The organism is Paraburkholderia sp. SOS3 (assembly GCF_001922345.1).
In the GTDB taxonomy this organism is placed as follows: Bacteria; Pseudomonadota; Gammaproteobacteria; order Burkholderiales; family Burkholderiaceae; genus Paraburkholderia.
Genome location: NZ_CP018811.1, coordinates 715,571 through 742,072 on the forward strand (window position 1 = coordinate 715,571; position 26,502 = coordinate 742,072).

30 protein-coding genes are annotated in these 26,502 nt (G+C 62.7%); 13 read left to right on the forward strand and 17 right to left on the reverse strand.

Annotation, left to right across the window (positions count from 1 at the left end; all coding sequences use genetic code 11):
* Positions 1–136 precede the first annotated feature (136 nt).
* Positions 137–673 (forward strand): hypothetical protein, encoded by a 537-nt coding sequence (locus BTO02_RS03235; RefSeq protein WP_075155808.1) that lies wholly within the window; start codon positions 137–139, stop codon positions 671–673.
* 110 nt (positions 674–783) lie between these two features.
* Here BTO02_RS03235 and BTO02_RS03240 read toward each other — a convergent pair whose 3' ends face one another.
* From BTO02_RS03240 to BTO02_RS03255, 4 genes are all read right to left on the reverse strand, one after another.
* On the reverse strand, positions 784–2,439 hold the full coding sequence (locus tag BTO02_RS03240; protein ID WP_075155809.1) for a DEAD/DEAH box helicase: 1,656 nt from the start codon (positions 2,437–2,439) through the stop codon (positions 784–786).
* 203 nt (positions 2,440–2,642) lie between these two features.
* Positions 2,643–3,263, reverse strand: coding sequence for a PAQR family membrane homeostasis protein TrhA (gene trhA / locus BTO02_RS03245; protein WP_075155810.1), 621 nt, complete (start codon positions 3,261–3,263; stop codon positions 2,643–2,645).
* An 82-nt stretch (positions 3,264–3,345) separates the two neighbouring features.
* Complete coding sequence (locus BTO02_RS03250) at positions 3,346–4,644, reverse strand: c-type cytochrome (RefSeq protein ID WP_075155811.1); 1,299 nt, start codon at positions 4,642–4,644, stop codon at positions 3,346–3,348.
* A gap of 21 nt (positions 4,645–4,665) precedes the next feature.
* Positions 4,666–5,397: a c-type cytochrome gene (locus tag BTO02_RS03255; protein ID WP_075155812.1), complete on the reverse strand. Its 732-nt coding sequence runs from the start codon at positions 5,395–5,397 to the stop codon at positions 4,666–4,668.
* Between the two features lie 559 nt (positions 5,398–5,956).
* Here BTO02_RS03255 and BTO02_RS03260 point away from each other — a divergent pair.
* Positions 5,957–6,886, forward strand: a complete 930-nt coding sequence (locus BTO02_RS03260; protein ID WP_075155813.1) for a CopD family protein — start codon at positions 5,957–5,959, stop codon at positions 6,884–6,886.
* A 27-nt stretch (positions 6,887–6,913) separates the two neighbouring features.
* On the opposite strand, the gene BTO02_RS34080 is transcribed toward BTO02_RS03260, so the two are convergent.
* The 3 genes from BTO02_RS34080 to dgoD all read right to left on the reverse strand — a co-directional run bounded on the left by BTO02_RS34080 (position 6,914) and on the right by dgoD (position 8,931).
* On the reverse strand, positions 6,914–7,111 hold the full coding sequence (locus BTO02_RS34080; protein ID WP_232243432.1) for a YodC family protein: 198 nt from the start codon (positions 7,109–7,111) through the stop codon (positions 6,914–6,916).
* A 76-nt stretch (positions 7,112–7,187) separates the two neighbouring features.
* Positions 7,188–7,490 (reverse strand): hypothetical protein, encoded by a 303-nt coding sequence (locus BTO02_RS03270; protein ID WP_075155814.1) that lies wholly within the window; start codon positions 7,488–7,490, stop codon positions 7,188–7,190.
* 292 nt (positions 7,491–7,782) lie between these two features.
* The gene (gene dgoD, locus BTO02_RS03280) at positions 7,783–8,931 is read right to left on the reverse strand and encodes a galactonate dehydratase (RefSeq protein WP_075155816.1); all 1,149 of its coding nucleotides are present in this window, start codon (positions 8,929–8,931) and stop codon (positions 7,783–7,785) included.
* A gap of 177 nt (positions 8,932–9,108) precedes the next feature.
* On the opposite strand from dgoD, the gene BTO02_RS03285 reads away from it, so the two are divergent.
* Positions 9,109–9,786 carry a FadR/GntR family transcriptional regulator gene (locus BTO02_RS03285; protein ID WP_075155817.1) on the forward strand — a complete coding sequence of 226 codons (678 nt, stop codon included), beginning with the start codon at positions 9,109–9,111 and terminating at the stop codon, positions 9,784–9,786.
* A 65-nt stretch (positions 9,787–9,851) separates the two neighbouring features.
* Here BTO02_RS03285 and BTO02_RS03290 read toward each other — a convergent pair whose 3' ends face one another.
* Positions 9,852–10,760, reverse strand: coding sequence for a LysR family transcriptional regulator (locus BTO02_RS03290; protein ID WP_075155818.1), 909 nt, complete (start codon positions 10,758–10,760; stop codon positions 9,852–9,854).
* A 157-nt stretch (positions 10,761–10,917) separates the two neighbouring features.
* Here BTO02_RS03290 and BTO02_RS03295 point away from each other — a divergent pair, with 157 nt between their 5' ends.
* Positions 10,918–12,009, forward strand: coding sequence for a tartrate dehydrogenase (locus BTO02_RS03295; RefSeq protein WP_075155819.1), 1,092 nt, complete (start codon positions 10,918–10,920; stop codon positions 12,007–12,009).
* Between the two features lie 155 nt (positions 12,010–12,164).
* On the opposite strand, the gene BTO02_RS03300 is transcribed toward BTO02_RS03295, so the two are convergent.
* Positions 12,165–13,613: a tetratricopeptide repeat protein gene (locus BTO02_RS03300; RefSeq protein WP_075155820.1), complete on the reverse strand. Its 1,449-nt coding sequence runs from the start codon at positions 13,611–13,613 to the stop codon at positions 12,165–12,167.
* Positions 13,614–13,930: 317 nt separating this feature from the next.
* Here BTO02_RS03300 and serC point away from each other — a divergent pair, with 317 nt between their 5' ends.
* From serC to BTO02_RS03315, 3 genes are all read left to right on the forward strand, one after another.
* Positions 13,931–15,028, forward strand: coding sequence for a 3-phosphoserine/phosphohydroxythreonine transaminase (serC, locus tag BTO02_RS03305; RefSeq protein ID WP_075155821.1), 1,098 nt, complete (start codon positions 13,931–13,933; stop codon positions 15,026–15,028).
* A 393-nt stretch (positions 15,029–15,421) separates the two neighbouring features.
* Positions 15,422–16,234: a class I SAM-dependent methyltransferase gene (locus tag BTO02_RS03310; RefSeq protein ID WP_075155822.1), complete on the forward strand. Its 813-nt coding sequence runs from the start codon at positions 15,422–15,424 to the stop codon at positions 16,232–16,234.
* 19 nt (positions 16,235–16,253) lie between these two features.
* Positions 16,254–16,790: an ArsI/CadI family heavy metal resistance metalloenzyme gene (locus tag BTO02_RS03315; RefSeq protein ID WP_075155823.1), complete on the forward strand. Its 537-nt coding sequence runs from the start codon at positions 16,254–16,256 to the stop codon at positions 16,788–16,790.
* Positions 16,791–16,803: 13 nt separating this feature from the next.
* Here the strand turns inward: BTO02_RS03315 and prpF are convergent, their stop codons facing one another.
* Positions 16,804–17,973, reverse strand: a complete 1,170-nt coding sequence (prpF, locus tag BTO02_RS03320; protein WP_075155824.1) for a 2-methylaconitate cis-trans isomerase PrpF — start codon at positions 17,971–17,973, stop codon at positions 16,804–16,806.
* A gap of 220 nt (positions 17,974–18,193) precedes the next feature.
* Here prpF and BTO02_RS03325 point away from each other — a divergent pair, with 220 nt between their 5' ends.
* Both BTO02_RS03325 and BTO02_RS03330 read left to right on the forward strand, forming a co-directional pair.
* Positions 18,194–18,580 (forward strand): YybH family protein, encoded by a 387-nt coding sequence (locus BTO02_RS03325; RefSeq protein ID WP_075155825.1) that lies wholly within the window; start codon positions 18,194–18,196, stop codon positions 18,578–18,580.
* Positions 18,581–18,889: 309 nt separating this feature from the next.
* Positions 18,890–19,582, forward strand: coding sequence for a CBS domain-containing protein (locus BTO02_RS03330; RefSeq protein WP_075155826.1), 693 nt, complete (start codon positions 18,890–18,892; stop codon positions 19,580–19,582).
* A 122-nt stretch (positions 19,583–19,704) separates the two neighbouring features.
* Here BTO02_RS03330 and BTO02_RS03335 read toward each other — a convergent pair whose 3' ends face one another.
* The 6 genes from BTO02_RS03335 to BTO02_RS34085 form a co-directional block, all read right to left on the reverse strand.
* A complete protein-coding gene (locus BTO02_RS03335; protein WP_075155827.1) occupies positions 19,705–20,547 on the reverse strand; it encodes a universal stress protein in 843 nt (280 codons plus the stop codon).
* A complete protein-coding gene (locus BTO02_RS03340; protein WP_075155828.1) occupies positions 20,544–21,053 on the reverse strand; it encodes a universal stress protein in 510 nt (169 codons plus the stop codon). Before BTO02_RS03340 ends, BTO02_RS03335 begins: the two co-directional genes overlap by 4 nt.
* Positions 21,054–21,112: 59 nt before the next feature.
* Positions 21,113–21,955: a universal stress protein gene (locus BTO02_RS03345; RefSeq protein ID WP_075155829.1), complete on the reverse strand. Its 843-nt coding sequence runs from the start codon at positions 21,953–21,955 to the stop codon at positions 21,113–21,115.
* A gap of 90 nt (positions 21,956–22,045) precedes the next feature.
* Positions 22,046–22,234 carry a type VI secretion system tube protein Hcp gene (locus tag BTO02_RS03350; RefSeq protein ID WP_075155830.1) on the reverse strand — a complete coding sequence of 63 codons (189 nt, stop codon included), beginning with the start codon at positions 22,232–22,234 and terminating at the stop codon, positions 22,046–22,048.
* 63 nt (positions 22,235–22,297) lie between these two features.
* Positions 22,298–22,786 (reverse strand): lysozyme inhibitor LprI family protein, encoded by a 489-nt coding sequence (locus BTO02_RS03355; protein ID WP_075155831.1) that lies wholly within the window; start codon positions 22,784–22,786, stop codon positions 22,298–22,300.
* Entirely contained in the window at positions 22,773–23,165 is a 393-nt protein-coding gene (locus BTO02_RS34085) for a lysozyme (protein WP_198039180.1), read from the reverse strand. Before BTO02_RS34085 ends, BTO02_RS03355 begins: the two co-directional genes overlap by 14 nt.
* Before the next feature lie 904 nt (positions 23,166–24,069).
* Between BTO02_RS34085 and BTO02_RS03365 the strand changes: the two genes are divergently transcribed.
* The 3 genes from BTO02_RS03365 (at position 24,070) to BTO02_RS03375 (ending at position 25,580) form a co-directional block, all read left to right on the forward strand.
* Positions 24,070–24,315 (forward strand): hypothetical protein, encoded by a 246-nt coding sequence (locus tag BTO02_RS03365; protein WP_083614965.1) that lies wholly within the window; start codon positions 24,070–24,072, stop codon positions 24,313–24,315.
* Positions 24,316–24,492: 177 nt separating this feature from the next.
* Positions 24,493–25,179 carry a DUF433 domain-containing protein gene (locus BTO02_RS03370; protein WP_075155834.1) on the forward strand — a complete coding sequence of 229 codons (687 nt, stop codon included), beginning with the start codon at positions 24,493–24,495 and terminating at the stop codon, positions 25,177–25,179.
* The gene (locus tag BTO02_RS03375) at positions 25,176–25,580 is read left to right on the forward strand and encodes a DUF5615 family PIN-like protein (protein WP_075155835.1); all 405 of its coding nucleotides are present in this window, start codon (positions 25,176–25,178) and stop codon (positions 25,578–25,580) included. Before BTO02_RS03370 ends, BTO02_RS03375 begins: the two co-directional genes overlap by 4 nt.
* Before the next feature lie 16 nt (positions 25,581–25,596).
* On the opposite strand, the gene BTO02_RS03380 is transcribed toward BTO02_RS03375, so the two are convergent.
* Positions 25,597–25,884, reverse strand: coding sequence for a hypothetical protein (locus tag BTO02_RS03380; RefSeq protein WP_075155836.1), 288 nt, complete (start codon positions 25,882–25,884; stop codon positions 25,597–25,599).
* 192 nt (positions 25,885–26,076) lie between these two features.
* On the opposite strand from BTO02_RS03380, the gene BTO02_RS03385 reads away from it, so the two are divergent.
* Positions 26,077–26,319: a hypothetical protein gene (locus BTO02_RS03385; protein ID WP_075155837.1), complete on the forward strand. Its 243-nt coding sequence runs from the start codon at positions 26,077–26,079 to the stop codon at positions 26,317–26,319.
* Positions 26,320–26,502 lie beyond the last annotated feature (183 nt).

Genomic DNA, 26,502 nt, shown 5'->3' on the forward strand with positions numbered 1-26,502 from the left:
GTTCCGCGTCGGCGTCGTGCGTTAATAGACGGCCCGTGTGCCGCCAGCCTGATCGAAATGGCCCGCGTGAGCGGGCCATTTGCTTATGTGGCGGCGCGTGCGTTTGCGCCTATCCCGCATCGACGGAGATTGATCAATGACCGATTCCGCAGTTCCAAAGCATACCCAGGACCTCGACCTATTCGATGAATGGCCCGACGACCTGCGTGCATTTTTCGACGGCACGTCGCTCGCGGCAAAGATCGGCTTCACGGCATCGCTCGTCACGAGCGATGCAAACGGGCATCTGCGCACGTCGCTGCTCGGTATCGGCGAGCTCTATGCGCCCGATTCGCGTCGGCTTTGCCTCGCCCTGTGGCCGCAGGCGCGTGCGGCACGCTCGCTCGCTCAGAACCGGCGAGCCGCGCTCACTTTCGTCTTCGACGAAGCGTTTTATCAGGTGCAACTGGCATTCGAGCCGCTGCCTGTCGTCGAGGGCGCGGAGGACGAGCTGAAGGCACTGGGCGGCCTCGTCTGTTTCAGCGGATCGATCGACACCGGCGAGGCGCAGCGCGTGCGCTATGCGCGCATCACGAGCGGCATGACCTTCGAGCTCGCGCAAGGGAAGGACGCGACGCTCGAGCGCTGGATACAGCAGGTTGACTATCTGAAGAAGGCGGCGGCGCGCGTGTAACGGCGGGCCGCTGGTTCGCTGGCTAGCGCGCCGCGGTTCCGGCGGCAGGCGCGCGTCGCGATGCTCAGTCGCCCGGGGGGGCCGTCGACTGAGGTTCGGCGCTCGGAGCTTCAGTCGCCGCGACGCGTATCGCGCGGCGAATTGCGTCGCTGCGGCGTCGCATCGCTGCGCGGCTTGTTGCCGCCGAGCAGCGCGCCCGGGTTGCCGCCTTGCTTGCGCTGCGTGTGCGCGGCGCCGTGCTCGTGCATGGCCGCCCGCGGCTTCTCATGCGCGCGTGCTGCATCGTGGCGCGGACTGTCCTTGCGAGCCTGCGCCGGTGCCGCGTGCGACGGTCTTGCACCTTGCGGCGCGGCCGGCTGCTGCGGATGCGGCTTGCCGCCGGCCGGCTGCTGCTTGCGCTGCCCGGCTGGCTGATTCTTCTGTTGCGCTTGGGGCTGCCCGCCGGACGGCTTGCGCTCACGCTGCGCCGCGCCCGCACCGTCGCGCTTGGGCGAGGTTTTTTGTGCGCTCTTCGCCGGATTTCGCCCCGCACCGGCGGCGGCATCGCGCGCCTCGCGCGGCGGCCGCGCCCCTGCGCCCTGGCCGCGCCGCTGGATCGGCTCGGGCCGCGCATTCGGATCGGGCTCGAAGCCCGCGATCACCTCTTGCGGCACGGCGCGCTTGATCAGCTTCTCGATGTCTTTCAGCAGCTGCCATTCGTCGACGCACACGAGCGACACCGCTTCGCCCGTCGCGCCCGCACGGCCCGTGCGGCCGATCCGGTGCACGTAGTCTTCCGGCACATTGGGCAGGTCGAAGTTGACCACATGCGGCAACTGGTCGATATCGATGCCGCGCGCGGCGATATCGGTCGCGACGAGCACCTGCAGCGTGGCGTCCTTGAACTCGCTCAATGCGCGCGTGCGTGCCGACTGGCTCTTGTTGCCGTGAATCGCGAGCGCGCTGATGCCGTCCTTCGTCAGCTGCTCGGCGAGGCGGTTCGCACCGTGCTTCGTGCGCGTGAACACGAGCACCTGAAACCAGTTGTGCTGCTTGATCAGATGCGTGAGCAGTTCGCGCTTGCGATCGCGATCGACGGGGTGCACCTTCTGCGCGACCGTTTCGGCCGTCGTATTGCGGCGCGCGACTTCGATCAAGGCCGGCGCGTTGAGCAGGCTGTCGGCCAGCGCCTTGATCTCATCGGAGAACGTCGCGGAGAACAGCAGGTTCTGGCGCTTCGCCGGCAACTTCGCGAGCACGCGCTTGATGTCGTGAATGAAGCCCATGTCGAGCATGCGGTCCGCTTCGTCGAGCACGAGAATCTCGAGGCGCGACAGATCGATCGTCTTCTGCTGCATGTGGTCGAGCAGACGACCCGGCGTCGCGACGACGATATCGACGCCGCGCTTCAACGCATCGATTTGCGGATTGATGCCGACGCCGCCGAACATCACCGTCGAGTTCAGCTTCAGGTATTTGCTATACGCGCGCACGCTTTCCTCGACCTGCGCGGCGAGTTCCCGCGTCGGCGTGAGGATCAGCGCGCGCACCGCGCGCCTCGTAGCCGCCGCATTCGCCGCGGCAGACGCATTCGTCGAAAGCCGTTGCAGGATCGGCAGCGTGAAGCCGGCGGTCTTGCCGGTGCCCGTCTGCGCACCGGCAAGCAGGTCGCCGCCGTTGAGCACGGCGGGAATCGCTTGCAACTGGATCGGAGTAGGGGACGTGTAGCCGAGTTCTTGAACAGCGCGGACCAACGGTTCGGACAAGCCGAGAGAATCAAAAGACATAAGCTCTTTGTAATGCGGATGTGGCGAACGGTGGTAACGCAATGAGCGGGTCATCGAGCGGGCTCGTCCAGCAACCCGGCCGACGCCGTTCGCGAGAAATCGGCGGCACGCACGTTGCATGCCGAATGCTTCAACGCGCTAAGCAGACACGTTGACTGGCGTTAAGTTGCATCTATCGTCATATATCACGGCGACAGCGACCGTTATGCGACATAACCTGCGACGCTGACGAATTGGCACAGACTGCCGGCGAGCACGAACAGGTGCCAGATACCATGTCCATGCCGGATGCGCTCGTCGTTGATGAAGAAGTAAATGCCGGCGCTGTAAATAAGACCGCCCGCGACGAGCCATGCGGTGCCCGCTGCCGGCAGCGCGTCGACGAGCGGCTCGATTGCGACGAGCCCAAGCCATCCCATCAACACGTACAGCACCATCGATACGCTGCGAGTGCGCCGCCCGAGCGTGAGTTCCTGCATGATGCCGAGCGCCGCCAGGCCCCAGATCACACCGAAAAGCGACCAGCCCCACGGCCCGCGTAGTGTAACAAGCGTGAACGGGGTATAGCTGCCGGCGATCATCAGGTAAATCGCCGAGTGATCGCATTTCTGCAGCACGCTCTTCGCGCGCGGCGCACGCACGCTGTGGTAGAGCGTCGAGATTGCGTACAACACGAACAGCATGGCGCCATAAACGCTGAAGCTGACCATCTTGTACGCGTCGCCGTCGAGGGCGCCGAGTGTGACGAGCGCTGCAAGCCCCACCGCCGACAGCAACGCGCCGACGAGATGGGTGATGCAGTTCAGACGCTCGCCGGTTGGCACGGCGTTTCTCCCCGAACGACCAAAAACAAAGGGCGCGGCCCGCGTGTGTTCCGATGGCCGCGCCCTTTACGTCTTGCGTCGCCTAGTCGAGCGGCGCCGAACGCAGTTCGCTGACCTGTTGCGGCGACACCGGCGTACCGTGGTTACCCCAGGACATCCGGATGTACGTCACGACCGCAGCCACTTCCTGATTCGACAAAGCCTGTGCGAACGGCGGCATGCCGTACGGCTTCGGATTGCCGCCCGTGCTCGGCGGATAACCGCCATTCAGGACCATACGGATCGGGTTGACCGCCGACGGCATCTGGATGGACTGGTTGTTCGCAAGCGGCGGGAACGCCGGCGGCATGCCGAGGCCGTTTTCCGCGTGACACTTCGCACAGTTGTCAGCGTAGATCTTCTGGCCTTGCTTCAACAGTTCGCTACCGAACTGTTCGCTCGTCTCGAGCTGCAGATGCTCAGGCGCTTCGTCCTTCTGCGGGATGGTTTTCAGGTACGTCGACATCGCGTGGATATCGTCGTCGGACATGTACTGCAGGCTGTTGTGCACGACTTCGGCCATCGGGCCGAACACCGCGCCGCGCTCCGACACGCCGGTCTTCAGCAGACTGGAGATGTCCTTGAGGTCCCAGTCGCCGAGGCCCGCTTCCTTGTTCGACGTCAGCGACGGTGCGTACCAGTTCTGCAGCGGGATCAGACCGCCCGCGAACGCAGCCGAATTCACCGGGCCGCCCATCGCGTTGATCGACGTATGGCACATGCCGCAGTGGCCGAGGCCTTCGATCAGGTACGCGCCGCGATTCCATTCGACCGACTTGGTCGGATCGGGCTTGTACTCGCCTTCGCGGAAGAACAGCGTACGCCAGCCGATCAGCAGGTTGCGGTTGTTGAACGGGAACTTCAGTTCGTGCGGACGGCTCGGCTCATGCACCGGCGGGACCGAGCGCAGGTACGCGTAGATCGCGTCCGAGTCGGCGCGCGAGACCTTCGTGTAGCTCGTGAACGGGAAGGCCGGGTACAGCAGGCTGCCGTCCTTCGAACGGCCCGTGTGCATGGCGCGGAAGAAGTCGTCCGACGACCATTTGCCGAGGCCGTACTGGTCGTCCGGCGTGATGTTCGGCGTGAACAGCGTGCCGAACGGCGTAGCCATCGGCAGGCCGCCGGCGAAGATCTTGCCGCCGCGCACCGTGTGGCACGCGATACAGTCGCCGGCGCGGGCGAGGTACTCGCCCTTCTTGATCAGCGCGGCCTGGTCGGCCGGCGTGGCCGCCATCGCGACGCCGTTGTGCAGGTTGTCGCTGCCCGACCAGAGGACCGGAACGAGCGCGGCGGCTGCAACAATGACGACAGCCGAGAGGGCGAACAGGGACTTGCGTTTCATTTGATGGTCTCTCCCGGTGCCTTATTGCGGTTCGCTGCCGCAGGCAAGCGGAGTCTTCAACGAGTTGGCCGGAGCCGGCACAGGGTTTTGCGGGGCCTGCTGCGTGGCGAGCCAGGAGGCGACGGCGTTCACGTCGTCGTCGGTGAGACGCGTGGCGATGGTGTGCATGCAGTCAGGCGCGATCGCGTGACGCGTGCCCGAACGCCAGGCGCCGAGCTGCGCGCTGATGTAGTCCGAGTGCAGGCCGACGAGGCCCGGAATAGCCGGTTCCATACCGGTGAGCGCCTTGCCGTGGCACGCCGCGCAGGCGGGAATCTGCTTGCCCGGATCGCCGTTCAGCACGATCTGACGGCCGCGCTCGAGCGTTGCGTCGGACACGTTCGGCTTGTTGGGCGGCGGGTACGGCGGGCGTTGCTGCGAGAAGTACGTGGCGATCTGATGCAGGTAGTCGTCCGAGAGGTACGTGACGAGGTAGTTCATCGGCGGGTACTTGCGGCGCCCTTCGCGGAAGTTCTGCAGCTGGTTGTACAGGTAGTCCGCCGGCTTGCCCGCTAGACGCGGGAAGTAATCGTTGTCGGTGCCCTGGCCATGCGTGCCGTGACATGCCGTGCAGCCCTGCACGCGCGCTTCCATCGTATCGGGGGCTTTGGGCTGAGTCTGCGCTTTCGCAGCGCTATAGACGCCTGCACTGCCAATCAACAGAAGCGCGAGCAGCGGGCGGAAAATGCGTCTTGAAGACACGCGTAACTCCATGAAATCGGGGACCTGACCGAGCTTCGAGCTGGCTCGGTATAAAGACAACTCACAGACAACTGAACTAAGCCTGGCGGCAGCGGGCGCTGCGGCGACGCAGCATTCTATCATCGATGATTGATGGTGACTATTTGCCACATAGGCCGAAGTTCAGGCGCCATCGTGTTATGCGACAGTTTGACGCAACACCGCTCGCCGAGGATTCGCACGGTTGCCTCGTAGCGCGGAGGCTGCGAAGACTCCGTCAAATGCGCATGCCGTGCTGGCGCAGCGCACGATGCCGCGTGTCAAGGCCTCGGCAGCGGACAACGCATCCTTTAAGATGGCACGTTTCGCCATATTCCCTCGGTGTTCCTGCCGTTCTCGTGTAGCGGTGTTTCACGAAGGGTGCGGCTCGCCGAGCAGTTACCTCGACGTATCCGCCGACCACCAGCCTCGATCCTTTCAATCTGCCTCTGATGAAGCCACCCGCCGTCGCACGTCCGTTAGACCCGCACGCCGCCGTCGCTTGCGATGCCGTCGCGCTGCCCCACTCAACCCGCATCCCGGGTGGCTCCGTATGACGATGAGCGGACTCTGGATCGGGCAGGTTGCCCTCGCCGCGCTGATGAACATCGCGTTTGCCTTCGCGGTCGGCACCGCGCTGCTCGCCGCATGGCTCGCCAAAGACGCGCAGGCGAAGGTCGCGCCCGCGCGGCCCGCGTGGTTGCGTGCGCAACGGTCGATGCAGACTGCGGCGATCGTGCTCGTGCTCGCCGATCTCGGCTGGCTGCTGTATGCGTCGGCTTCGATGGGCGGCGTGAGTCTGCCGGCCGCGCTCGGCGTCGTGCCGACCGTGCTCGCGCAGACGCACGCGGGCTATGCCTGGCTCGTCGCATTCGGCGGCGCGGTGCTGTTGTTGCTGACGTCGCTGGCGAGCCACGACGGCGCATTGCGCAACGCGCTGCTGTGGCTCGCGGTGATCGCGATCGCGGCGGGCAAGGCGTCGCTCGGTCATGCGGCCGATGCGGGGGCCGTGTCGCCGGCGGTCGGCATCCAGACGCTGCATGTGCTGGCCGCGACCGTGTGGGGCGGTCTCGTGCTCGCGGCGGGGTTGGCGGTGGTGCCGGCGCTCGGCGCGTCGGTGGCGCGCGGCGTGCTGATTCGCACGGCGACGCAGGTGTCGAACCTATCGTTCGCGGCGGTTGTGTTCGTGCTGCTGACGGGTGTGTTCAATGCCGTGCAGGGGGCGGGCGGAACGTTTGCCGCGATCGGGTACACGACGTGGGGCCATGTGTTGACATTGAAGCTCGCGCTCGTTGCGCTGGCGCTCGTGATCGGGGCGTTGAACCGCTTCTCCGCATTGCCGAGGCTGCGCCGTACCGCGTCGACGATGGACGCGCACACGTTTGCGAATCTGCTTCATCTCGAAGCGCTGCTGATGATCGGCGTTTTCGCGGCCGCGGCGGTGCTCGCCGATAGCGTGCCGGGGTTCGTTGCGCTGGGCTAGGCCGGGCGCAATCGCGTCAGGCGTGTTTCATGCGTGAACGATTGGCTCGAGCGTCGCGGCGTCGAACATGCCCTGCTGCGGCTTACCCGACGCATCGAACCATTCGCAGATCAGCCAGATGCCCGGTGCGAACGCGACCGGCCCGACCCACGTGGCCGTCATCGGGCGGCCGCCCGATTTGAGCCTGAAGACATCCCCGGTTTGGTATGGCGTAGTGTGCGGCACGATATCTCCTTGTTGTTCTTGCTGTGACGTCGTTGCTGTGATTGCACCTGCCTGCTGTCGCACGCGCTGCGCGAAATTACTCGAAGCCGAGCCGATGACCGACGATCGGCGCGCAAAAAAGCGCGATTGCGCAGCCCGCGGCCTTGCCTTCCAGTTCGGCGGACGCGGCAGAAGCGTTATACACGTGCATGAGCAGATCGAATAGCTGTGGCATGCAATACAGAACCGCAGCGCCCACGAAGCAACGTTCCACAATTGCAATACGCCAGCCGCGCTCGTACGCGACAGCGGCGAAAATCACGCGCAGTACGCCGAACAGAACGAGCGCGCCGACGGCCGCCTGCTGGCGGATCAGATAGTCAGGAAGGAATTCGGTCATGGCTCGCGATCGCCGTAAAGTCGTGTCGCAGACCATTCAGCAAAAGCCAAGCCAGAATGCTCGCGCGTCGTGCGAACGTGCCGCGAGGCGTTATGCGGCAAGGCATCGGTAAAACATGACGTGCGCCGGCACGCAGCCGCGGCGCCGCTCGTCGCGGCTACCGCGCCGGAAATGTAACGTTCGCGAAACATCGCGCGAAAAAACGCGCGCGTCGTGTTGCGCAAATGAAAACGCCGCCGGGGCCGTTCGCTCCCCAGGCGGCGCTTCGATCATCGCGATGTACCGATCGCGCTTACCACTCGGCGACGCTGCCGTCCGTGTGGCGCCACACCGGGTTGCGCCAGCGGTGGCCGAGCTTCGCCATCTCGCGCACCTTCTCTTCGTTCACTTCGATGCCAAGGCCCGGGCCCTGCGGAATCGACACATAGCCGCCTTCGTACCTGAAAACTTCCGGATTCCTGATGTAATCGAGCAGGTCGTTGCCCTGGTTGTAGTGGATGCCGAGGCTCTGTTCCTGGATGAACGCGTTGTAGCTGACCGCATCGATCTGCAGGCACGTTGCGAGCGCGATCGGACCGAGCGGGCAGTGCAGCGCAAGCGCGACGTCATAGGCTTCGGCCATCGAAGCGATCTTGCGGCACTCGGTGATGCCGCCCGCGTGCGACGCGTCGGGCTGGATGATGTCGACGTAGCCGCCCGCGAGAATGTGCTTGAAGTCCCAGCGCGAGTACAGACGCTCGCCGAGCGCGATCGGCGTGCTCGTCTGGTTCACGATATCGCGCAGCGCCTCGACGTTTTCCGACAGCACCGGTTCTTCGATGAACATCAGCTTGAACGGATCGAGCTCTTTCGCGAGCACCTTCGCCATCGGCTTGTGCACGCGGCCGTGGAAGTCGACGCCGATGCCGACGTTCGGGCCCACCGCCTCACGTACCGCGCGCACGTTGTCGATGACGCCTTGAACCTTGTCGAACGTGTCGACGATCTGCAACTCTTCCGAGCCGTTCATCTTGACGGCCTGGAAGCCGCGCTCGACGACGGCGCGCGCATTGTTCGCGACGTCGCTCGGCCGGTCGCCGCCGATCCACGAATAGACCTTGATGCGGTCGCGCACCTGGCCGCCAAGCAGCGTATGCACGGGCACGCCGTGAAACTTGCCCTTGATGTCCCACAGCGCTTGGTCGACGCCGGCGATCGCGCTCATCGTAATCGGTCCGCCGCGATAGAAGCCCGCGCGGTACATGACCTGCCAGTGGTCTTCGATCAGGCGCGGATCTTTGCCGATCAGATAGTCGGACAGCTCGTCGACGGCCGTGGCGACCGTATGCGCGCGCCCTTCGACGACGGGCTCACCCCAGCCGACGATGCCCTCGTCGGTTTCGATCTTCACGAAGCACCAGCGCGGCGGGACGATGAAGGTTTCGATGCGGGTGATTTTCATGGCGCGTCTCCTGTGAGTTCGTGAACCGAGCGGTGAATCGGCTGGGGCGGAAAGTCCGGGGAGCCACATGCTACAACAGAATCGCATTTAAATACTATTAATAGTATTATTTGGGACGCTTCCGTTCGGGAAACGCTTCCGAGCCCGCTCACGCCGCGTTGCGCAAGGAGAACCACTATTCAGCGAGATCTGCACGGCCGCGTCGCGCATCAGCTCGCGACAGCCATCCTGCGCGGCGACTATGCGCCCGCATCCACGCTGCCGCGCGAGGCCGAGCTGATGGAGGCGTTCGGCGTGAGCCGCACGGTGCTGCGCGAAGCGCTGCGCACGCTGACCTCGAAGGGGCTGATCGAATCGCGGCCGCGCGTCGGCACGCGCGTGCGGCAAAGGGATGCGTGGAATCTGCTCGATGTCGACGTGCTGGACTGGTACTCGCGCGTCGCGCCGCCCGTCGACTTCGCGCTGAAGCTGCAGGAAATGCGCGAAATGATCGAACCGTATGCGGCGGGGCTTGCGGCCGCATCGCGCAGCGAGGCGTCGTTTGTTGCGCTCGACACCGCGCACGCGGCGATGGTCGCGGCGCGCAATGTCGACGAATGGGTGCGCGCGGACCTCGAATTTCACCTGAGCGTGCTGCAAGCGTGCGGCAACGAGTTGCTGATTCCGCTCGGCACGCTGATCGAGCGCACGCTCGAAGCGCAATTGCGGCTCAATGCGAAGCGGGCGGACGTGTTCAACGCGTCGCTTGCTGAACATAGCGCGGTGTTCGAAGCGATCCGCGATCGCGATGCGCAGCGTGCGCGCGATGCGATGGCGGCGCTGCTCGGCGTCACGCGCGCGCGGATCGAAGCGTGAACGCTGACTGTTGACTACCGACTCCCGAAGCGTGCAGCCGCGACGCCCGAAGCACAAGCGGCCGGCTATTCGCCCAGTTCCGCCGTCAAAAACTCGATAAACACGCGCACGCGCGCCGACATCTGATGCAGCGGCGAGTACACGGCGAAGATATCGGCATCGGGCGTTCGATACTCGGGCAGCACGGGCACGAGCGCACCGCTCTTCAGATAGTCGACGATGTCCCACTCCGCGCGCATCAGGATGCCGTGGCCTTCGAGCGCCCACTTCACCGCGATCTCGCCGTCGTTGGTCGTGAGGTTGCCGCGCACGCGCACGGTCGTTGTTTTCTGCGCCGCGCCGCGGCCGCTCGTCAGACGCCAGATGCCATAGCCATCGTCGCCCTGGCGAATGCCGATGCAGTTGTGATGCGCGAGATCGGCCGGCGTTTTCGGCATGTCGTGACGCTTGAAATACACGGGCGACGCGCATAAGAGGCGGCGGTTCGGCGCAATGCGCCGCGCGATGACGCGCGCATCGGGCGGCTCGCCGAAGCGGATGCAGACGTCGTAGGCATCGCTGCTGATCGGCGGCGGGTCGACCGATAACTGCAATTGCATGTCGACGTCGGGATAACGCTGCACGAAGCGGGAAATCACAGGGGCGACATGGCTGCGGCCGAAGCCGAGCGTCGCATTCACGCGCAACAGCCCCTTCGGCGCGGCTCGCGCGCCGCCGAGCAACTGCGCGAGCTCATCCATCTCGCCAAGAATGCGCCGTGCGTGCGATAGATAAATCTCGCCTTCGGCCGTGAGACTCATGCGGCGCGTCGTGCGATTGACGAGCGCGACACCCGCGCGCGCTTCCATCTGCGCAAGATGCTTGCTGACGGCGGCCGTGGTGACGCCGAGTTCGCGCGCGGTCGCGGTCAGGCTGCCGCGCCCCGCGAGCACGGAGAAAAACGCGAGGTCTTCAGGTTGCACCGATGCGCCCATTTCACCGCCTATTCTTAACTTGCAGTTAAAGGTGGTTTGAGTCTAGCAGCGCGTGCGACACACGTCGATTTCTTACCATCGACTGATCCCCTCGTTTTCGCGGCCCGCACTTCGCGGGCGCGCGATTCACCAACCATTTTCCAGGAGACATCTCGGCATGAAGACCTATCGCATCGCAACGATTCCCGGCGACGGCATCGGCAAGGAAGTGGTGCCCGCGGGCCAGCAGGTTCTCAAAGCGCTGGCTGCCCGCAGCGACACGTTCCGCTTCGAATTCGAAGACTTCGACTGGGGCGGCGACTATTACCGCAAGCATGGCGTGATGATGCCGGCCGACGGGCTCGACGCACTGCGCGACAAGGACGCGATTCTGTTCGGCTCGGCCGGCGACCCGCAGATTCCCGATCACATCACGCTGTGGGGCTTACGCCTGAAGATCTGCCAGGGCTTCGACCAGTACGCGAACGTGCGGCCGACGCGCATCCTGCCCGGCATCGACGCGCCGCTCAAGCGCTGCAAGCCTGCCGATCTCGACTGGGTGATCGTGCGCGAGAATTCGGAAGGCGAGTACGCGGGGATTGGCGGCCGCGCGCATCAGGGCCATCCGATCGAAGTCGCCACGGACGTGTCGATCATGACGCGCGCCGGCGTCGAACGCGTGCTGCGCTTTGCGTTCCGGCTCGCGCAATCGCGTCCGCGCAAGCTGCTGACGGTGATCACGAAGAGCAACGCGCAGCGTCACGCGATGGTGATGTGGGACGAGATCGCCGGGCAGGTTGCGCGCGAGTTCCCCGATGTGAAGTGGGACAAGGAACTCGTCGATGCGGCGACCGCGCGCATGGTGAACCGTCCTGCGTCGCTCGACACGATCGTCGCGACGAATCTGCACGCGGACATTCTGAGCGATCTCGCTGCCGCGCTCGCGGGCAGCCTCGGCATCGCGCCGACCGCGAACCTCGACCCGGAGCGCCGCTACCCGTCGATGTTCGAGCCGATTCACGGTTCGGCATTCGACATCATGGGCAAGGGCCTCGCGAATCCGGTCGGCACGTTCTGGTCGGTCGTGATGATGCTCGACCATCTTGGCGAAGCCGACGCGGCGAAGCTCGTGATGAACGCGATCGAGCACGTGACCGCGAACCCGTCGTTGCACACGGGCGACCTCGGCGGCGACGCGACGACTGTGCAAGTCACGAACGCGGTCTGCAAACACATCGCCGCCCACGCGCGCGCGGCCGTCACGGCCTGAACGGCGCGCGAGCAGTGCAAGAGCAGTGCAAGAGCAGTGCAAGAGCAGTGCAAGAGCAGTGCAAGAGCGGCGCGCCGCCCGGACGGGTGTGAACTCACGCGACGGCGGAATCGGGACCGTCCCTACAGATTGGCCGCCAGTCCCAAGGCGGCCCGCTACGTGCGCGTACGCGCCGCCTGCATCTGCTCGAACGCCTCGACGATGCGCTCGACGAACACGTTCTTGTGCGCCAGCATGCCGCCCGCCACTTCGCGATGCACGAGCATCGTCGCGTTCGCTTCGAAAACGAGCACGCGCCCGTCGTCGAGCAGCGTGTAGTCGATGCCCGCGTAGTCGAGGTCGAGCTTTGCGCCGATCGCCTCGAGCGCGTGCATCGCGCGCTCACCGAGCGACCCGTGCGGGTCTTCCAGAAAGCGGCGTTCTTCTTCGAGTTTCCACGTCTGCGACGTCATGCCGGCCGAGAAGTAGTGGACCATCCACTCCGGGCCGATCGCCAGATGGTACGGATACGGCTTGCGATCGATGAGGATGCTCCGGTACTTGCGGAAGTGGCCGTCCGCGCTGCGGTAATTGCGGAACATCGTCAGGTAGCACGGCGCATTGAGCCCCTGAACGTCGGGCCACAACGTATCGATCGACCGATGCAGCGAGACGCCTTCGCCGCCATGCTTTGCGAGCGGCCGCAGCAGCAGCGGAAAACCGACGCGGCCCCGATCGATCTGAAGAGCGAGCTCGTCGCGCGACACGGGCGGTCGATCGATACGCATGCACGGCGCGCTCAGCACGTCGTCGAGATCGGCCAGCAACTCGGGCAGCACATCGCGCCGCGTCTGCATGACCGCCGCGGGGCGATTCAGCAGCGGGCGTCCGCAGCGGCGCGCGAACGTCTCGAGGCGACTCAGCAGCGGCTGCGCCACATCCGGCTCGCCGATCGCGTTGAACACGAGGTCGTAGCGCGGCAGCTGAAAGTCTTCGACTTCGTTCGCGCAGTCGATTGCGTATTTGATGCGGTGACTCGTTTGCACGGGCAGCAGCGTATCGAACGGCACATTGCCCGAGGTGCGGCCCGCACACAGAATCAGCACGCGGCGCGGCGCGCGATCCGCTGCTTCGACGTACACGCGCTGCAGTGTATAAGCGCGGGTGCGATGGTGCTGCGCATCGTCGGGACGATCGAGCGCGTCCAGCACTGCCGCGAGGTTCTGATGCGCGATCGCCAGGTCCGGTTCGATCGCGAGCGTGTGTTCGAACCAGTGCAGCGCGGCCGTATGGTCGCCTCGCATGTAGTACGAGGTCGCGAGATTGTAGAGCGGCAGTGCCGAGCGCATGTCGGCGATCGCATCGGCGCTCGCGCCGGACGCGGTGGCCGCCGCGATGATCGCGTTCGACGTCTCCACCGCGATTCGATGCGCGAGGTAGCCCGTCTCGTTGCCGGCCTCGCGCAACGAGTCGGCGAGGGCGGCGTGCAAGCCGGTATTCAGCGGATCGTCGTCGAGCGCGGCGAAGAGTATCGCGATCGTTTTCTCGATATCTGAATGCCTGCGTGCCGATGCTTCAGCGTTGCGCTCATCGACCCCAGCGGCGGGTTGCGCGGAATGCGCCATAGCGATCCTTCGGAATACGGTGTGAAACACGGATGACGGCGCGTCGGTTTGCCAGCTTATCCGGGGACATCGATAAGCCGTTTGTAATAAATCGCGCGGCAGGCTTTTGCAGCGTACATCACATTATGGCGTGCGCATGTCGCGGGCTCGATCGAACAAGCGGGAAATCGGCCCTTTGTTCCCGCATTTGCAGCGCCGCCGCCGTTGGTATCGTGGCTACCGTCCATCGTCGCGAGTTGCGTCGGCATCGTGTCGACAGCAGCGTGACGGCCAACCGCTCATCGGTTCGCACGTGCCGCGCGTCCGCAGGATCGAACATGAAATTTAATGCTCTGAATTTCTCCGGCGGCCCCGGCGCGCTGCCTGAAACCGTGCTTGCGCAAACGCGCGATGCGATCGTCGCGCTTCCGGATACCGGCATGTCGGTGCTCGGCATGAGCCACCGGTCCGAATGGTTTCGCTCGGTGCTCGAAGAAGCCGAAATGAACATACGGCACCTGCTCGGCCTCTCGAGCGACTATGCGATTACGTTTTTGCAGGGCGGCAGCAGCCTGCTGTTCGCGACGATCCCGATGAATTTCGCCGCCCGCGCGGCCGCGGCGCCCGACTATGTGACCTCCGGCTACTGGAGCGCGAAAGCGACCGCCGAAGCCGCGAAGGTGACGAAGCGCAACATCGTGTGGGACGGCAAGCATACCGGTTACAGGCAATTGCCCGATCTGCGAACGCTCGACGTCGCGCCGTCGGCCGCCTATCTGCATTACGTGTCGAACGAAACAGTTGAGGGCCTGCAGTTCGATCCTTGCGACATCGGCGATATCGCGGCGCCGCTGATCGCCGACATGTCTTCCGATTTCCTGTCGAAGCCGTTTCGCAGCGACGCGTATTCGATGATCTACGCGCACGCGCAGAAAAACCTCGGGCCGGCCGGCGTCACCGTTGCGGTAATCCGGCGCAGCTTGCTCGACCGCATTCCCGACGGGCTGCCCGCGATTCTCGATTTCCGCACTCACGTTCTGCACAGTTCGAACTACAACACGCCGCCTGTCTTCGCGATTTACGTGCTGATGCTCGTGACGCGGTGGCTGCGCTTCGACATCGGCGGCCTGCATGCGATGCAGCGCATCAACGAACAGAAGTCGAAGCGCCTGTACGCGACACTCGACGCGCTCGGAGATGCGGTCACGATTCATGCCGACCCGCGTTGGCGCTCGCAGATGAACGTCTCGTTCACGTTCGGTGACAAACGGCTCGATCAGGCTTTGATTGCCGCAGCGCGGGATCACGGTATCGTCGGCCTCGAAGGGCATCGTTCTGTAGGCGGGTTACGCGCATCGCTCTATAACGCGGTCACCGAAGACGCGGTCGAATCGTTGTGCCTCGCACTAAACGAGTTCGCCGTGCAGCACGTTTGACGTGGTTCCATGCACGCCGTGCAAGCCTGGCGTCGTGAAATGCCGGCGTCTCTCCTTTCCTGCCTTGCCGGCTGTTCGGCCGGCAGTCGAAACATTCTCACGAGCAGGTGAAGCACGCGGTTGCCGTGCATGTTCGCCGAGGCTGATTCGTCTTCGCGTCCGATAGACGGACCGATCTTTCCGAATGTTAATAGTCCGGAAGTCCCACGTTTCGATGTGGGGTGGACGCCTATCGCGCGTGCTCTTACGATCACATATCATGGTTGACGACGTATGCGGGTACGAATGCCGCATCCGATGCAGCCGTTGGCCACGCTTTTTGCTTCGCATGTAACCGCGCTTCGTCGCGCCGCATGTAATCACACATGTAACCACTAAACAGGACACGCCCGCATGGAACAGGACGCCTTCACCGCATTCGAACGCGACGGCTGGGAGCGACTCGCCGAGGCGTATAAGCCGCGTTTCGGTGGGGTGACGAGGCAATCGAACGGCGCGTTGCTCGACGCACTCGATGTCGGCGCGGGAACGCGTTTTCTCGATATCGCGACGGGGCCCGGCTATGTCGCCGCAGCGGCGGCGCGCCGCGGCGCGCATGCGGTCGGCGTCGATTTCGCGCAGGCCATGGTCGATGAAGCGAGGCGCGACTATCCCGATGTCGAATTTCAGCGCGGCAGCGCCGATGCGCTGCCGTTCGACGATGCGAGCTTCGACGCGGTCGGCATCAGCTTCGGTCTGTTGCACTTTGCGGATCCGGACAAGGCGCTCGCCGAAGCGTTTCGCGTATTGAAAAGCGGCGGACGAATCGCGTTTACGGTCTGGTCGATGCCCGATCGCGCGCTTGGCTTCGGCTTCGTGCTAAAGGCTGTGGAGACATACGGACGTCTGGACGTGCCGCTGCCGCCGGGGCCGCCGTTCGCGCGCTTTAGCGACTGGAGCGAATGCGAACGCACCTTGCGGGCAACCGGTTTTATCGAACCTCGCGTGGTCGAAGTGAGTCAGACATTGCACACGCGCGCGCCCGACACGGCATTTCACATGATGTTGCACGGCGGCGTGCGTATGGGCGCGCTGCTCAAGTTGCAGACGCCCGAAGCGCGCGAGTCGATCGAAAAGTCGGTGTTGGAAGACTGCGCGCCGTATCGAAACGGCGATGACATTCGCGTGCCTTTGCCTTGCGTACTGGCATCCGCGAAGAAGCCTTGAACTGGTGTGGAGCAGCAATATGAAGCGTATGCACATTCACGTTTCAGTCGAAAATCTGACGGAAAGTATCCGTTTTTACAGTGCGATGTTCGGCGGCATCGAACCCACGGTGCGCAAGCCGGATTACTGCAAGTGGGAATTGTCGGACCCGGCGGTGAACTTTGCGATCTCGCAACGTCTTGCGCGCTCGGGCATCGATCATTTCGGTATTCAGGTCGAAACCGAAGAAGAACTGATCGAAATGCGCAACCGCTTCGCGCTGGCGGAGATCGCTGCTGAAGAAGAGACGGCGGCGCAATGTTGCTATGCGGTATCCGATAAATCGTGGACTGTCGATCCGCAAGGCGTCGCGTGGGAAACGTTTCGCACGCTGGAAGCGGCGCCGGCATACGGAAAATCGCGGCACGATAGCGACCCGACCGATGCGGCCGCTGCGAACCCCGACATCGATAACGATGCAGACACCGATGCCCACACCGACCCGTCGTCGCCGAACGCGCCGTGCTGCGGACCGCAGCAAAGCGCGGTGACGATCGCGTTCAGGCGCCGCCGTTAAAGCGCCCTTGCGTCTATCGAAGCGCGGCTTCCGGTACGAGCACGAAGCCTTCCATCAGCCGCCGCGCGCTGCGGCTCATCACGACCTTCGTCACGGTCCAGTTGCCGTCGCGCTGCGCGGCCTCGGCACCGACCGCGAGGCTGCCTGACGCGTGCCCGAAGCGCACGCGGCCGCCGGCTTCCGGCGCGAGACGGTTGACAACAGTGCCAGGAATGGCGGCCGCCACCGCAATCGCGATGGCGCCGGTGCCCGTCATCGCGTGATGCAGTTTGCCCATCGAAAAAATGCGCGCGTTCAGATCGAGCGTCGCGGCATCGACCTGTTTGCCGCTCGACGCGACGTAGCTCGTGGGCGGCGATACGAAGGCGAGCTTCGGCGTGTGCGGGCGCTGTGTCGTGGCCTCTTCGGTCGTGCGGGCGAGGCCCATGCGCACCGCCGCGTGGGCACGGATCGCTTCCGCTTTGTCGAGCAGCGCTGCATTGCCGTTCACATCGCGTTGCAATTCGGTGCCCGTAAGGCCTAGTGAAGAGGCGTCGATAAAGATCGCGGGATTGCCCGCGTTGATCATGGTCATTTCGAGCGTGCCGATGCCGGGCACGTCGAGCGTATCGAGCGCGTTGCCGGTGGGGAACATGCCGGTGTCGGGCACATCGGGGTCCGCGTCGCCGGCTGGATCGAGGAATTCGATTTTGATTTCGGCGGCCGGGAAGGTCACGCCGTCGAGTTCGAAATTGCCTTCCTCGACCACTTCGCCATCGCGCATCGGCACATGCGCGATGATCTTCGCATTGATATTCGCCTGCCAGATGCGCACGATCGCCATGCCGTCGCGCGGTGCGTCGACGAGACCTTGCGCAATCGCGAACGGACCGACTGCCGAGGTGAGATTGCCGCAGTTGCCGGACCAGTCGACGATCGGCTTGTCGATCGCGACTTGCCCGAAGCGATAGTCGACATCGCAATCCGCGCGCGACGACGGGCCGACGATCACCACCTTGCTCGTGCTCGATGTCGCGCCGCCCATGCCGTCGATATGCTGGCCGTAAGGGTCTGGGCTACCGATCACGCGCAGCAGGATGCGATCGCGCCGAGCGGGGTCCGCCGGCAGCCAGTCGGGGCGAAAGAAAACGCCTTTGCTCGTGCCGCCGCGCATGTAGACGGCCTGGATTTTCGATTGCGGCAAGCTTGCCTCCTGATAGCACTCGGATTACCGATGATAGGCGAAGTGCAGTCGATTTTGCTGCGAGATTGTCTCTTCACGGGGTGGATTGATCATGATCGTGAGCGGGCACGAGCGAGCGCTTGAGCCGCAATGCTGCGGGACCGCTACTCCCAACGATGCCGGGCAGTAGCACTCATAGACGAGCCACTCTATGATGTGAGTTCCTTCGGAGGAAAAAGCCATGATCGCGACCAGCCCCGAACATGCGGTGGAACTGTTGGACCGGGCATTCAACGAGCAGGACATCGATACGGTCATCGGCTTCTATGAAGACGACGCGGTAGTCGTCACGGAACCGGGAAGAACGGTTCGCGAGCGCGCGGAACTCAGGCGTTTTTTCGAGCGCGCAATGAAGTCGGGCATATCGGCGAAGCAACTCAAAACGCATGTCATCGAAGCCGATGGTATCGCGCTGTTTCTGTCGCGATGGATGCTTGAATACAAGGACCCGAATGGCGAGGCTTCGTCGAGGGAACTGGTTGCGACAACTGTTTTTCGCAAGCAGCCAGGCGGCGAATGGAAGGTGCTGATCGACAATTCGCTGGGTCCGCAGGTACTCGACGCCTGAATAAGGTCGCCCCCTGCGCTTATCCGGCGCAACCACATTGGATCGGTGTATTGCGTGCGTGACGGGCGGCGACGTCCGGCGTGCCGCGGCATGTGTTCGCACTGCGCGAACACGCGCCGGCCTGCCGCGCGCGCCGTTGACCCATATCAAGTTGCCTGGCGCATATGAGCGGAAGATAAGAGGTAAGGCTTGCAGCAAGGCCTAACCGGATGCCTCGGCACGCGGCGCATGATGCGCGCGTGCATACGCCCGAACCGCGCGACAGGTGCGACCTCCGAGGACCTGTCGCAATCAATCGGAGAAACCCTCATGCGCGCACTCGACATCATGACGACGCCCGTCGTGACCACCACGCCGGACACCGCGATTCACGAAGCAGCGAGACTTCTTGCGGATCACCGCATCAGCGGCATGCCGGTTGTCGATGCGGCCGGCAATATCGTCGGCATCATCAGCGAAGGCGATCTGCTGCACCGTGTCGAGACCGGCACCGATGCCGAGCGCCGGTCGTGGTGGCTCGATTTCCTCGCGGGCACGCGCGAACTGGCCGCGCGCTATGTGAAGGAGCATGGGCACAAGGTACAGGACGCCATGAGCGAAAACGTGATCACGATCGAAGAAAGCACGCCGCTCAGGGACATCGCGGACCTGCTCGAGCGGCACCGCATCAAGCGCGTGCCGGTACTGCAGGATGGACGACTGGTCGGCATCGTCAGCCGCTCGAATCTGATTCGTGCGCTCGCAGCGTTCACGCAGGCCGAAGCGGACGACGGCACGTACGACGACGCCGCGCTGCGCGATGCGGTCGTCGATGCGCTCGCCGGTTACCGCTGGGCGTTGCCGAAGGGCAGCGTGTTCGTGAAGGACGGCGTCGTGCATCTGTGGGGCGTGATCGAGTCGGAGCAGGAGGGGCGGGCGATCTGCATCGCAGCCGAAAGCGTGCCCGGCGTTCGGCAAGTGGAAAGCCATCTGGCGTTTCCGGTCATCATTCCGGCGTTGTAGAGCGGGCCGATGGGAGCCGGCATGCAAATCGTCTATGCCATGCCGGCTCATGTGTGCTCGAAGGCGAGGCGGTGCGGCGCGCCTTCGATGCAGCCAACACGAGCTAAATTATCTTCAATGCTTCAATGTGCCATCAGCACCGGCACGGTCATCGATTCGAGCATCGTGCGCGTCGCGCCGCCGAGCATGCGCTCCTGCGCGCGCGCATGACCGAATGCGCCCATCACGAGCAGGTCCGCATGCAGATCGGCGACGCGATTCAATAGCGTCGCACCCGTGCTGACGCCGGCGACGGCCGGCGTCGTCGAGAACGACGCGCGGATGCCGTGGCGCTCGAGAAACACCGAGACGTCGAGCGTCGCGGGCGGTTCGCCGTGCGCAGCATCGCCGCCGAGCCGCACGACCGACTCGATCGTCACGGCACGCGCGTGTTTGATCAGCGCGAGCGAATCGGACAGCGTGCGCGCGGCTTCGCGGCTGCCGTCCCAGGCGATCACGACGTTTTCGCCGATCGTCGCCGCGACCTTGCCTGCATACGGCAACACGAGCGCGGGGCGCCCGCTCTCCATCAGCAGGTCTTCGATAAAGTGTCGCGCGACATAGGACGCCGGGTCTTCCGGATCGCGCTGGCCGAGTATCAGCAGGTCCGCATGGCGCGCATGCAGCGTCGCGGTTTCGATGGCGGGCCCCGGCGGCGCGCGCCATTCGACGTTGCATGCGGCGCGTTGTGCGGCGTCGAGAAAGGCCGATTGCGCACTGAGCTCCCGTTGCATGTGTTGCTGTTCGAGCGTGGACGGATTCACGCTGTCGTCGAGTTTGAAGAATGGCTGGAACAGGTCCTGGCTGACGACGTAAAGCCCGATCAGATGCGCGTCGAAACGCTGTGCGAGATCGAGCGCGACGGCGATACGCGCGGCGCTGTGACGGCTGTCGTCGAGATGGACCAGCAGGGTTTTGTAGCTCATGAGCGCTCCTTGTCCGCGGGGGGAGATGCGGGTGCGGTATCGCCGCCGGCGGCGGGCTGTGCGCTCGACGGAATCAGCAGCACCGCGCAGGGCGCGCCGCGCGCGACCCGTTCCGCGACACTGCCGAGCACGAGGCGTCGGAAGCCGCGCCATCCGTGCGTGCCCATCACGATCAGATCGGCATGGCATTCGGCCGCCGACAACTGCAGACGCTGCGCGATGTCTTCGCTGAGCGAATTCGTATCGACGACGCGCGGGCTGCCGTTGATGCGCAGCTTCGCCATCCGGTCACGCGCGTCGGCGATCACGCGTTCGCCTTCGGCGCGCATCGCGTCGCGTATGGGGACGGGGTTGAAGCCCGGCGTGCCGATCGCGATGCCGGGCATGTCGACGACGTAGACCGGATGCAGCAGCGCGTGATTTTCGCCTGCGAGGCGCAATGCGGCTTCGAGCGCCTGATTCGAGGTGTCGCTGCCGTCGAGCGCGACGAGGATGTTTTTGTACATGAGCGGTGCTCCCTGAGGCTGACGCTGTATGCGTAACGTGTGTTATGCGGGTGGTTTGTCTAGCACGACATCAGTACGGGCATGGTCATCGATTGCAGGATGGTCCGTGTCGTGCCGCCCATGACGAGCTCGCGCCACCGCGAGTGCCCGTATGCGCCCATCACGATCATGTCGCAGCCCTGGTCGTGTGCAGTGGACAGCAGCACGCCGCCGACCGGCGTGTGCCTGCTTGCGTCGACGTCGAGCACGTCGACGGACGCGCCGTGGCGCGCGAGCGTCAGCGCGATATCGGCGCCGGCGAATCGTTCGCCGGGCGGCTCACCGGCGGTGCCGCGCACCGTGACGACCGTGCATTTCTTTGCGTGCGAGAGAAACGGAATTGCGTCGTAGGCGGCGCGCGCGGCTTCGCGGCTGCCGTCCCACGCGATAAGAATGCGTTCGCCGATTGCCCGTGTCGCGCCGCCTGCGTACGGAAACAGCAGCACGGGCCGGCCGGCTGCCACCACAACGGCTTCGAGGAAGTTATGGTCGATAAAGGATTCGGGATCCTGCGGATCGGTTTGACCCATGATGACGAGGTCCGCGTAACGCGCGAGCTGCGGCACGCTTGAATTCGCGGGGCCGTTTGCGCAGATGAAACGCGCGTCGACATTGGCGCGCAGCGCTTGCGCGTGAAACAGACGCTCGATTGCGCCGCGCTGCTGGTCGCGCCGCCGCTGATGGGACGCGTAGTAGTCGGCGGTGCCGGCCATCACGTAGAACGCGCGCGAATCGGGTTCGAACGTCGCGTAGAGGCCCGTCAGATGCGCCTGGAAACGCCGCCCGAGCTGGAGCGCGGTATCGAGCCGCTGCGGCGTACGTTCGCTGTTGTCCAGGTGGACGAGAAGAGTTTTGTAGCTCATCGCGGTCGCTCCGTGGCGAGCGGCGGGCGAAATCGGCGCCAGCCTCCGGACGAGTGTATGAGGGTGGGGCGGGTGGGGGGTTGATGCAGATCAACGGAGAAGGAGCGCTTTAGCGCTCAAGTCGATAACGACGCGCGCCACGACGCCTCCTGATCCAGACATCATCGAAGACGGCTGCGACATTTTCCAGCGCCAGCTATCGATTTCAATTTCGCCCCGATGTAGAGCGTCCTGCGATTCGCCGGCGATGCCAACGATCTTTAGAAAAATATCCGCCATGGTCTGGTTCCTTCTGTCTGTCGAATTTCAAACGAGAGTCAAATCATGTAGATGGTCATTCCATTAGCCATCCAGAAGTTGAATCAGCTCTTTCGTTCGCGTTTGCGTCGCGGTTGTCATGCATTCCCAAAAATTCAGGTAGCGCGCGGATGCGGGACCATTGGCGTAGGCGAAGGCATAACAGGTATTGTCCCGATAACTGACCCATGCGGTCTGCGATTGGGTTAGATATGGCAGCGAGGCGGGCTGCTGGCTGCTTCTGGCTGCTACGTCGGCCTTGGTGAATGTGGCAATGACAATAGTCAACTGTTTGGCTAACGCGGCATCGGCCTGCTCGAACGTCCTGTGTGAACATTCTTCGAGATCGGTCGTTGAAGCATGTACGCCTGCAGAGCAAAAGCTATCAATGTCTTTCACTGTGTGTCCCGCGAAATAACGCGCCGATGGCTGGAATTGGCGGTAATCGAATGGGCCGGAATAAACAGACTGCGCGAGTGCTAACGGGCACGATGCAACGCCGCAGGAAAGGAGCCAGAGTTCAATGCGTCGCATCGTAAATCCCCGTTTCGAATAAGCGTGCTTCCTGAAAACGCCGTCGTTTCAACTTTGCGTTGTTGCCGATGCGGTACGAGAGCAAGAAGTCGAACATTTTTCCGTGTTCGCCGCTATTGATCTGCGCAATCAGTGCGTTTGATCCTCTAAAGGCGCCGCAATTGAACGCGACACTAACTAATGCGTCATATTCGAACTGATAGAGCGGTAGCCAGATATCACGATTAAATCGCGTTTCGATTTCGGAGAGACTTATGATCAATAATTCTTGTGCCCGTTTTAAAGAGATTGTGTCGCCGACACCAAGACTGTCGGCGGCTGTTACGAGATGTCCTAGGCCAACGGTCGGATAGCCCTTGTTGTCTTTGTAGACCTGCAAGATAAAGCCGTTTGTAACCTGATGGCCAAGATAGTTTTTTTCCAGGGTCAGTGTTTCTGGTGCATTGGCACAATGCGTCTGTCATATTGTCTTTTTCGGGTTTTTGATTCTTAAACGAATAAGGGGAATCGCGTCGTTTTTTAAGTGTTGCGACCACCATAGATATCAAGGCTAGTCGATGCAATCTGCGATACTCGACGACTTCCGGGCGGCGGTTCTATAAGTAAATTCTGAAAATAGAAGAATGAATTCAAAGCGCATGGAGTGGCGTGTTAATCTGACGTCCAGCGATTTGTCACCGACGGAGGTATCAATCTAAATGGCAGTGCTCTGTGCGAAATATCTGATAGCTAACCGATGGCATTGAGAATGCGTTATTTCGCGAGGCGATTGGGCTGTCGAGGCACTACCTTCGTCAGTTCAGTCAACGGACTGCCTTAGTCGGTCGCGTTGATGAGAAACGCTAAGAGTAAGTCCTATATCGTTTGGTCTATTTATCCTAAAAACGCAGGTCGCTATAGTGGTGGATGTCGCTGTAGACAACAGTGATTTCGGGCTTGGCCGCTCGACCCCACAGAGGCGGACAATCGTTGTTTGGACGGCGTTGACTCCGCGTGCCTTTGCACGTCAAACCAATGGCGGGCCTTGGCAGAAGGGACACCTTAGGGTGTGCCGGTTTCCTCTGTGGCCGGTCGGCCAACCCCGATGCCTTGTGCCGCCACCTCATTTTGGCCGATGCTGTCGCGGGTTTTAAAACCCTCACAGTGGAAGCCTCATCATGCGTTGTGCCGTTTTTCACGACGAGCAATCACAATCGTCGCTGCCTGGTGCTGTTCGAAGTGCCGAACCGCGTATCGAAACGTTCGAACAACGGCGAGCGTCGCTTACGCGAACGCTTTGCGACTTGGAAGCGCTCGCCAAGACCCTGCCGCGTGGGTCTTTGAAGCGTCAGAGCGCGAGGGCGCGCGTCGTCGAGATTCAGAAGGAGTTGCGCGTTCTCAAGGGGAAGATGGGCGTGGAGAAGAAGAATCAGAATCTGGGCGACTTCCTGATTCAAATGTTCAAGGAGCGTGTGACAAAAGCCGAGTGGGATGGGGTGGTCGCCGAGGCACGGCGCAGATATGAATTGCAGGAGCATTGCACGTCTTAGGCCTCTGAATGGGTCCTCGTTCCAGGATGGCGTCGTTAGCTGCATTCCTTTGCTCTGTGCAGGGCCGATGGATGCGGGGACGCCGCGAGAGATTGCCGCGGAACTCCGGTAAAATCGAGTGCCTTCGGGGAGCGCTGGCCGCTTCCCGATCGGGTCAACTTTTCTGAAGGGGGGGCTGTGCAGCTTACCGGCATTGGCCTATACACCTTCCATGAAGCGGCTCGACTGACCAAGATCCCGTTGCGCGATATTCGTCGCTGGTTGGACGGCTATTCGTACCGCGACAGGACGTACGCATCCGTTTCCGTTGCTCCGCTCTGGGAGACGGAGCTCGCTACCGACTCGATCGATGGCATCGGTTTTCATGACTTGCTCGAGGTCCGCTTCGTCCATGCATTCCGGAAACATGGCGTAAGCCTGCAAGCGATTCGTCTCGCCAGTCAGAAAGCGCGCGAGCTTTTCGAAACGGACTATCCGTTTACCTCGCGTCAGTTCCGCACCGACGGTCGCACAATTTTCGCGTCGGCAATGGAAGCAACCGGAGAGACCGAGTTGCTCGATCTGGTGAAGCAGCAGTACGCGTTTCGAAAAATCATCGAGCCGTCGCTCTATAGCGGAATTGAGTTCGACAAGGACCAGCTTGCCTCGCGTTGGTATCCAGCGCCACGCAGCAAGGCAGTGGTGCTTGATCCGTCAATTGCGTTCGGCAAGCCTGTCGTCACAGCCGGGTCTGTCCGTACGTCGATTCTGCACGACGCGGTTGCTGTCGAAGGCGACAAGCATTTTGTCGCGAAGCTTTACGAGGTACCCGTTTCGGCTGTCGAAGCGGCTGTTGCCTTTGAAGAAAGCTTAGCAGCGGCGTGAAGTTCTTCGTCGACAATAACCTTCCCCCATCCCTCGCTAAAGCTTTACATGCACTATCAGAATCTTCTGAGCACGAGGTCATTCATCTGAAGCAGATGTTTGCCCCGGATGCGACTGACTCGGAGTGGATTGAGCGCTTGTCGGAACAGGGCGGATGGTCAGTCATCACCCATGACAAATTGAACAAAGGATTGGAGCGCGAGGCGTTGCGTCGAGCGGGACTTATTGTCTTTTTTCTCGACAAGGGATGGTCGAACCATCATTTCTGGGACAAGGCGCACAACCTGGTGCGATGGTGGCCACGGATTATCGAACAGTCGGAGGGGATGAAGGGCGCGGCCGCATTCAAGGTTCCCTATAACTTCTCCGGGAAGGGGCAATTCGAGCAGGTGATTCTGTAGGCCGTGGGCTTACCGGCTATTTCAATTCATCCAAAAGCATCTTCGCCTGCTCGAGCAATGCGTGAACTGCCGCAAACTCGTTTCGGCCCACCAGTGCAAGCGCTGCTTGCGCCGTTTGTACGAATAGCGCGTCATTGAACGCTTCGCCAGCCTGTTCTACCCGAGCGCCAGATTCGTCGAAGGTGCGAAAAAACGCGAGCAGTCGAACCGCATCTGCGCGCAGGTTGTCAGGACCGGCCTTGGCCAGAATCTCCGCCGCCGCGGACAGTTGTCGAAGCGCCGCAAGGAAGTCGATGCGTTTCATGACAGAGTCCTTAATAGACAGGTGAAAGCGATTTTGCAGGCAGATTACGTTACGCGCAGTTACAGAACCGAACGTTAAGTCGCACCTGCAATGTGCGCCCGCTCCTAGAATGCGCCTCATCTCCTCTGTGCTGCAACCGCTCAACGTCAGACTAGACACAGAGGCCCTGATGAACTCGCCGCGGAGGACAAAATGCCTGAGTGGATGTCAGTCACCGCAAGCAAGACCGTCGACGGCGAAACCGTCAGTGCGGAGTTTTTATGTGACACCGGGCGTTTGCGTGTCGTGAGTGGCGACACGCTCCGCTTGGAGTGGTTTCCTCCCCATTCATGGATCGCCATCGCGTCCGTTTCGGGACACAGCAGATGGGGCACGCGGCCTGATGAAGACGACCTGCTTTTGCTGATCGACAACGTCGCGAGCGCACGTGAGTAAGCCCACGCCGAACCTGCAATGAATCTGCGCTGGAAATCGCTCGATCCGGTATGCAGATGTTCGCCAGTCGCCCGTTCTTCACTGCAAGGAGAGAGCGCGCACGCTATGCTATTCGAGGCAGACTGAAGCAACGGGCCGTCGACAGCCGCATCATCGACCGGCACTCCGCGTTGATGTATGGCT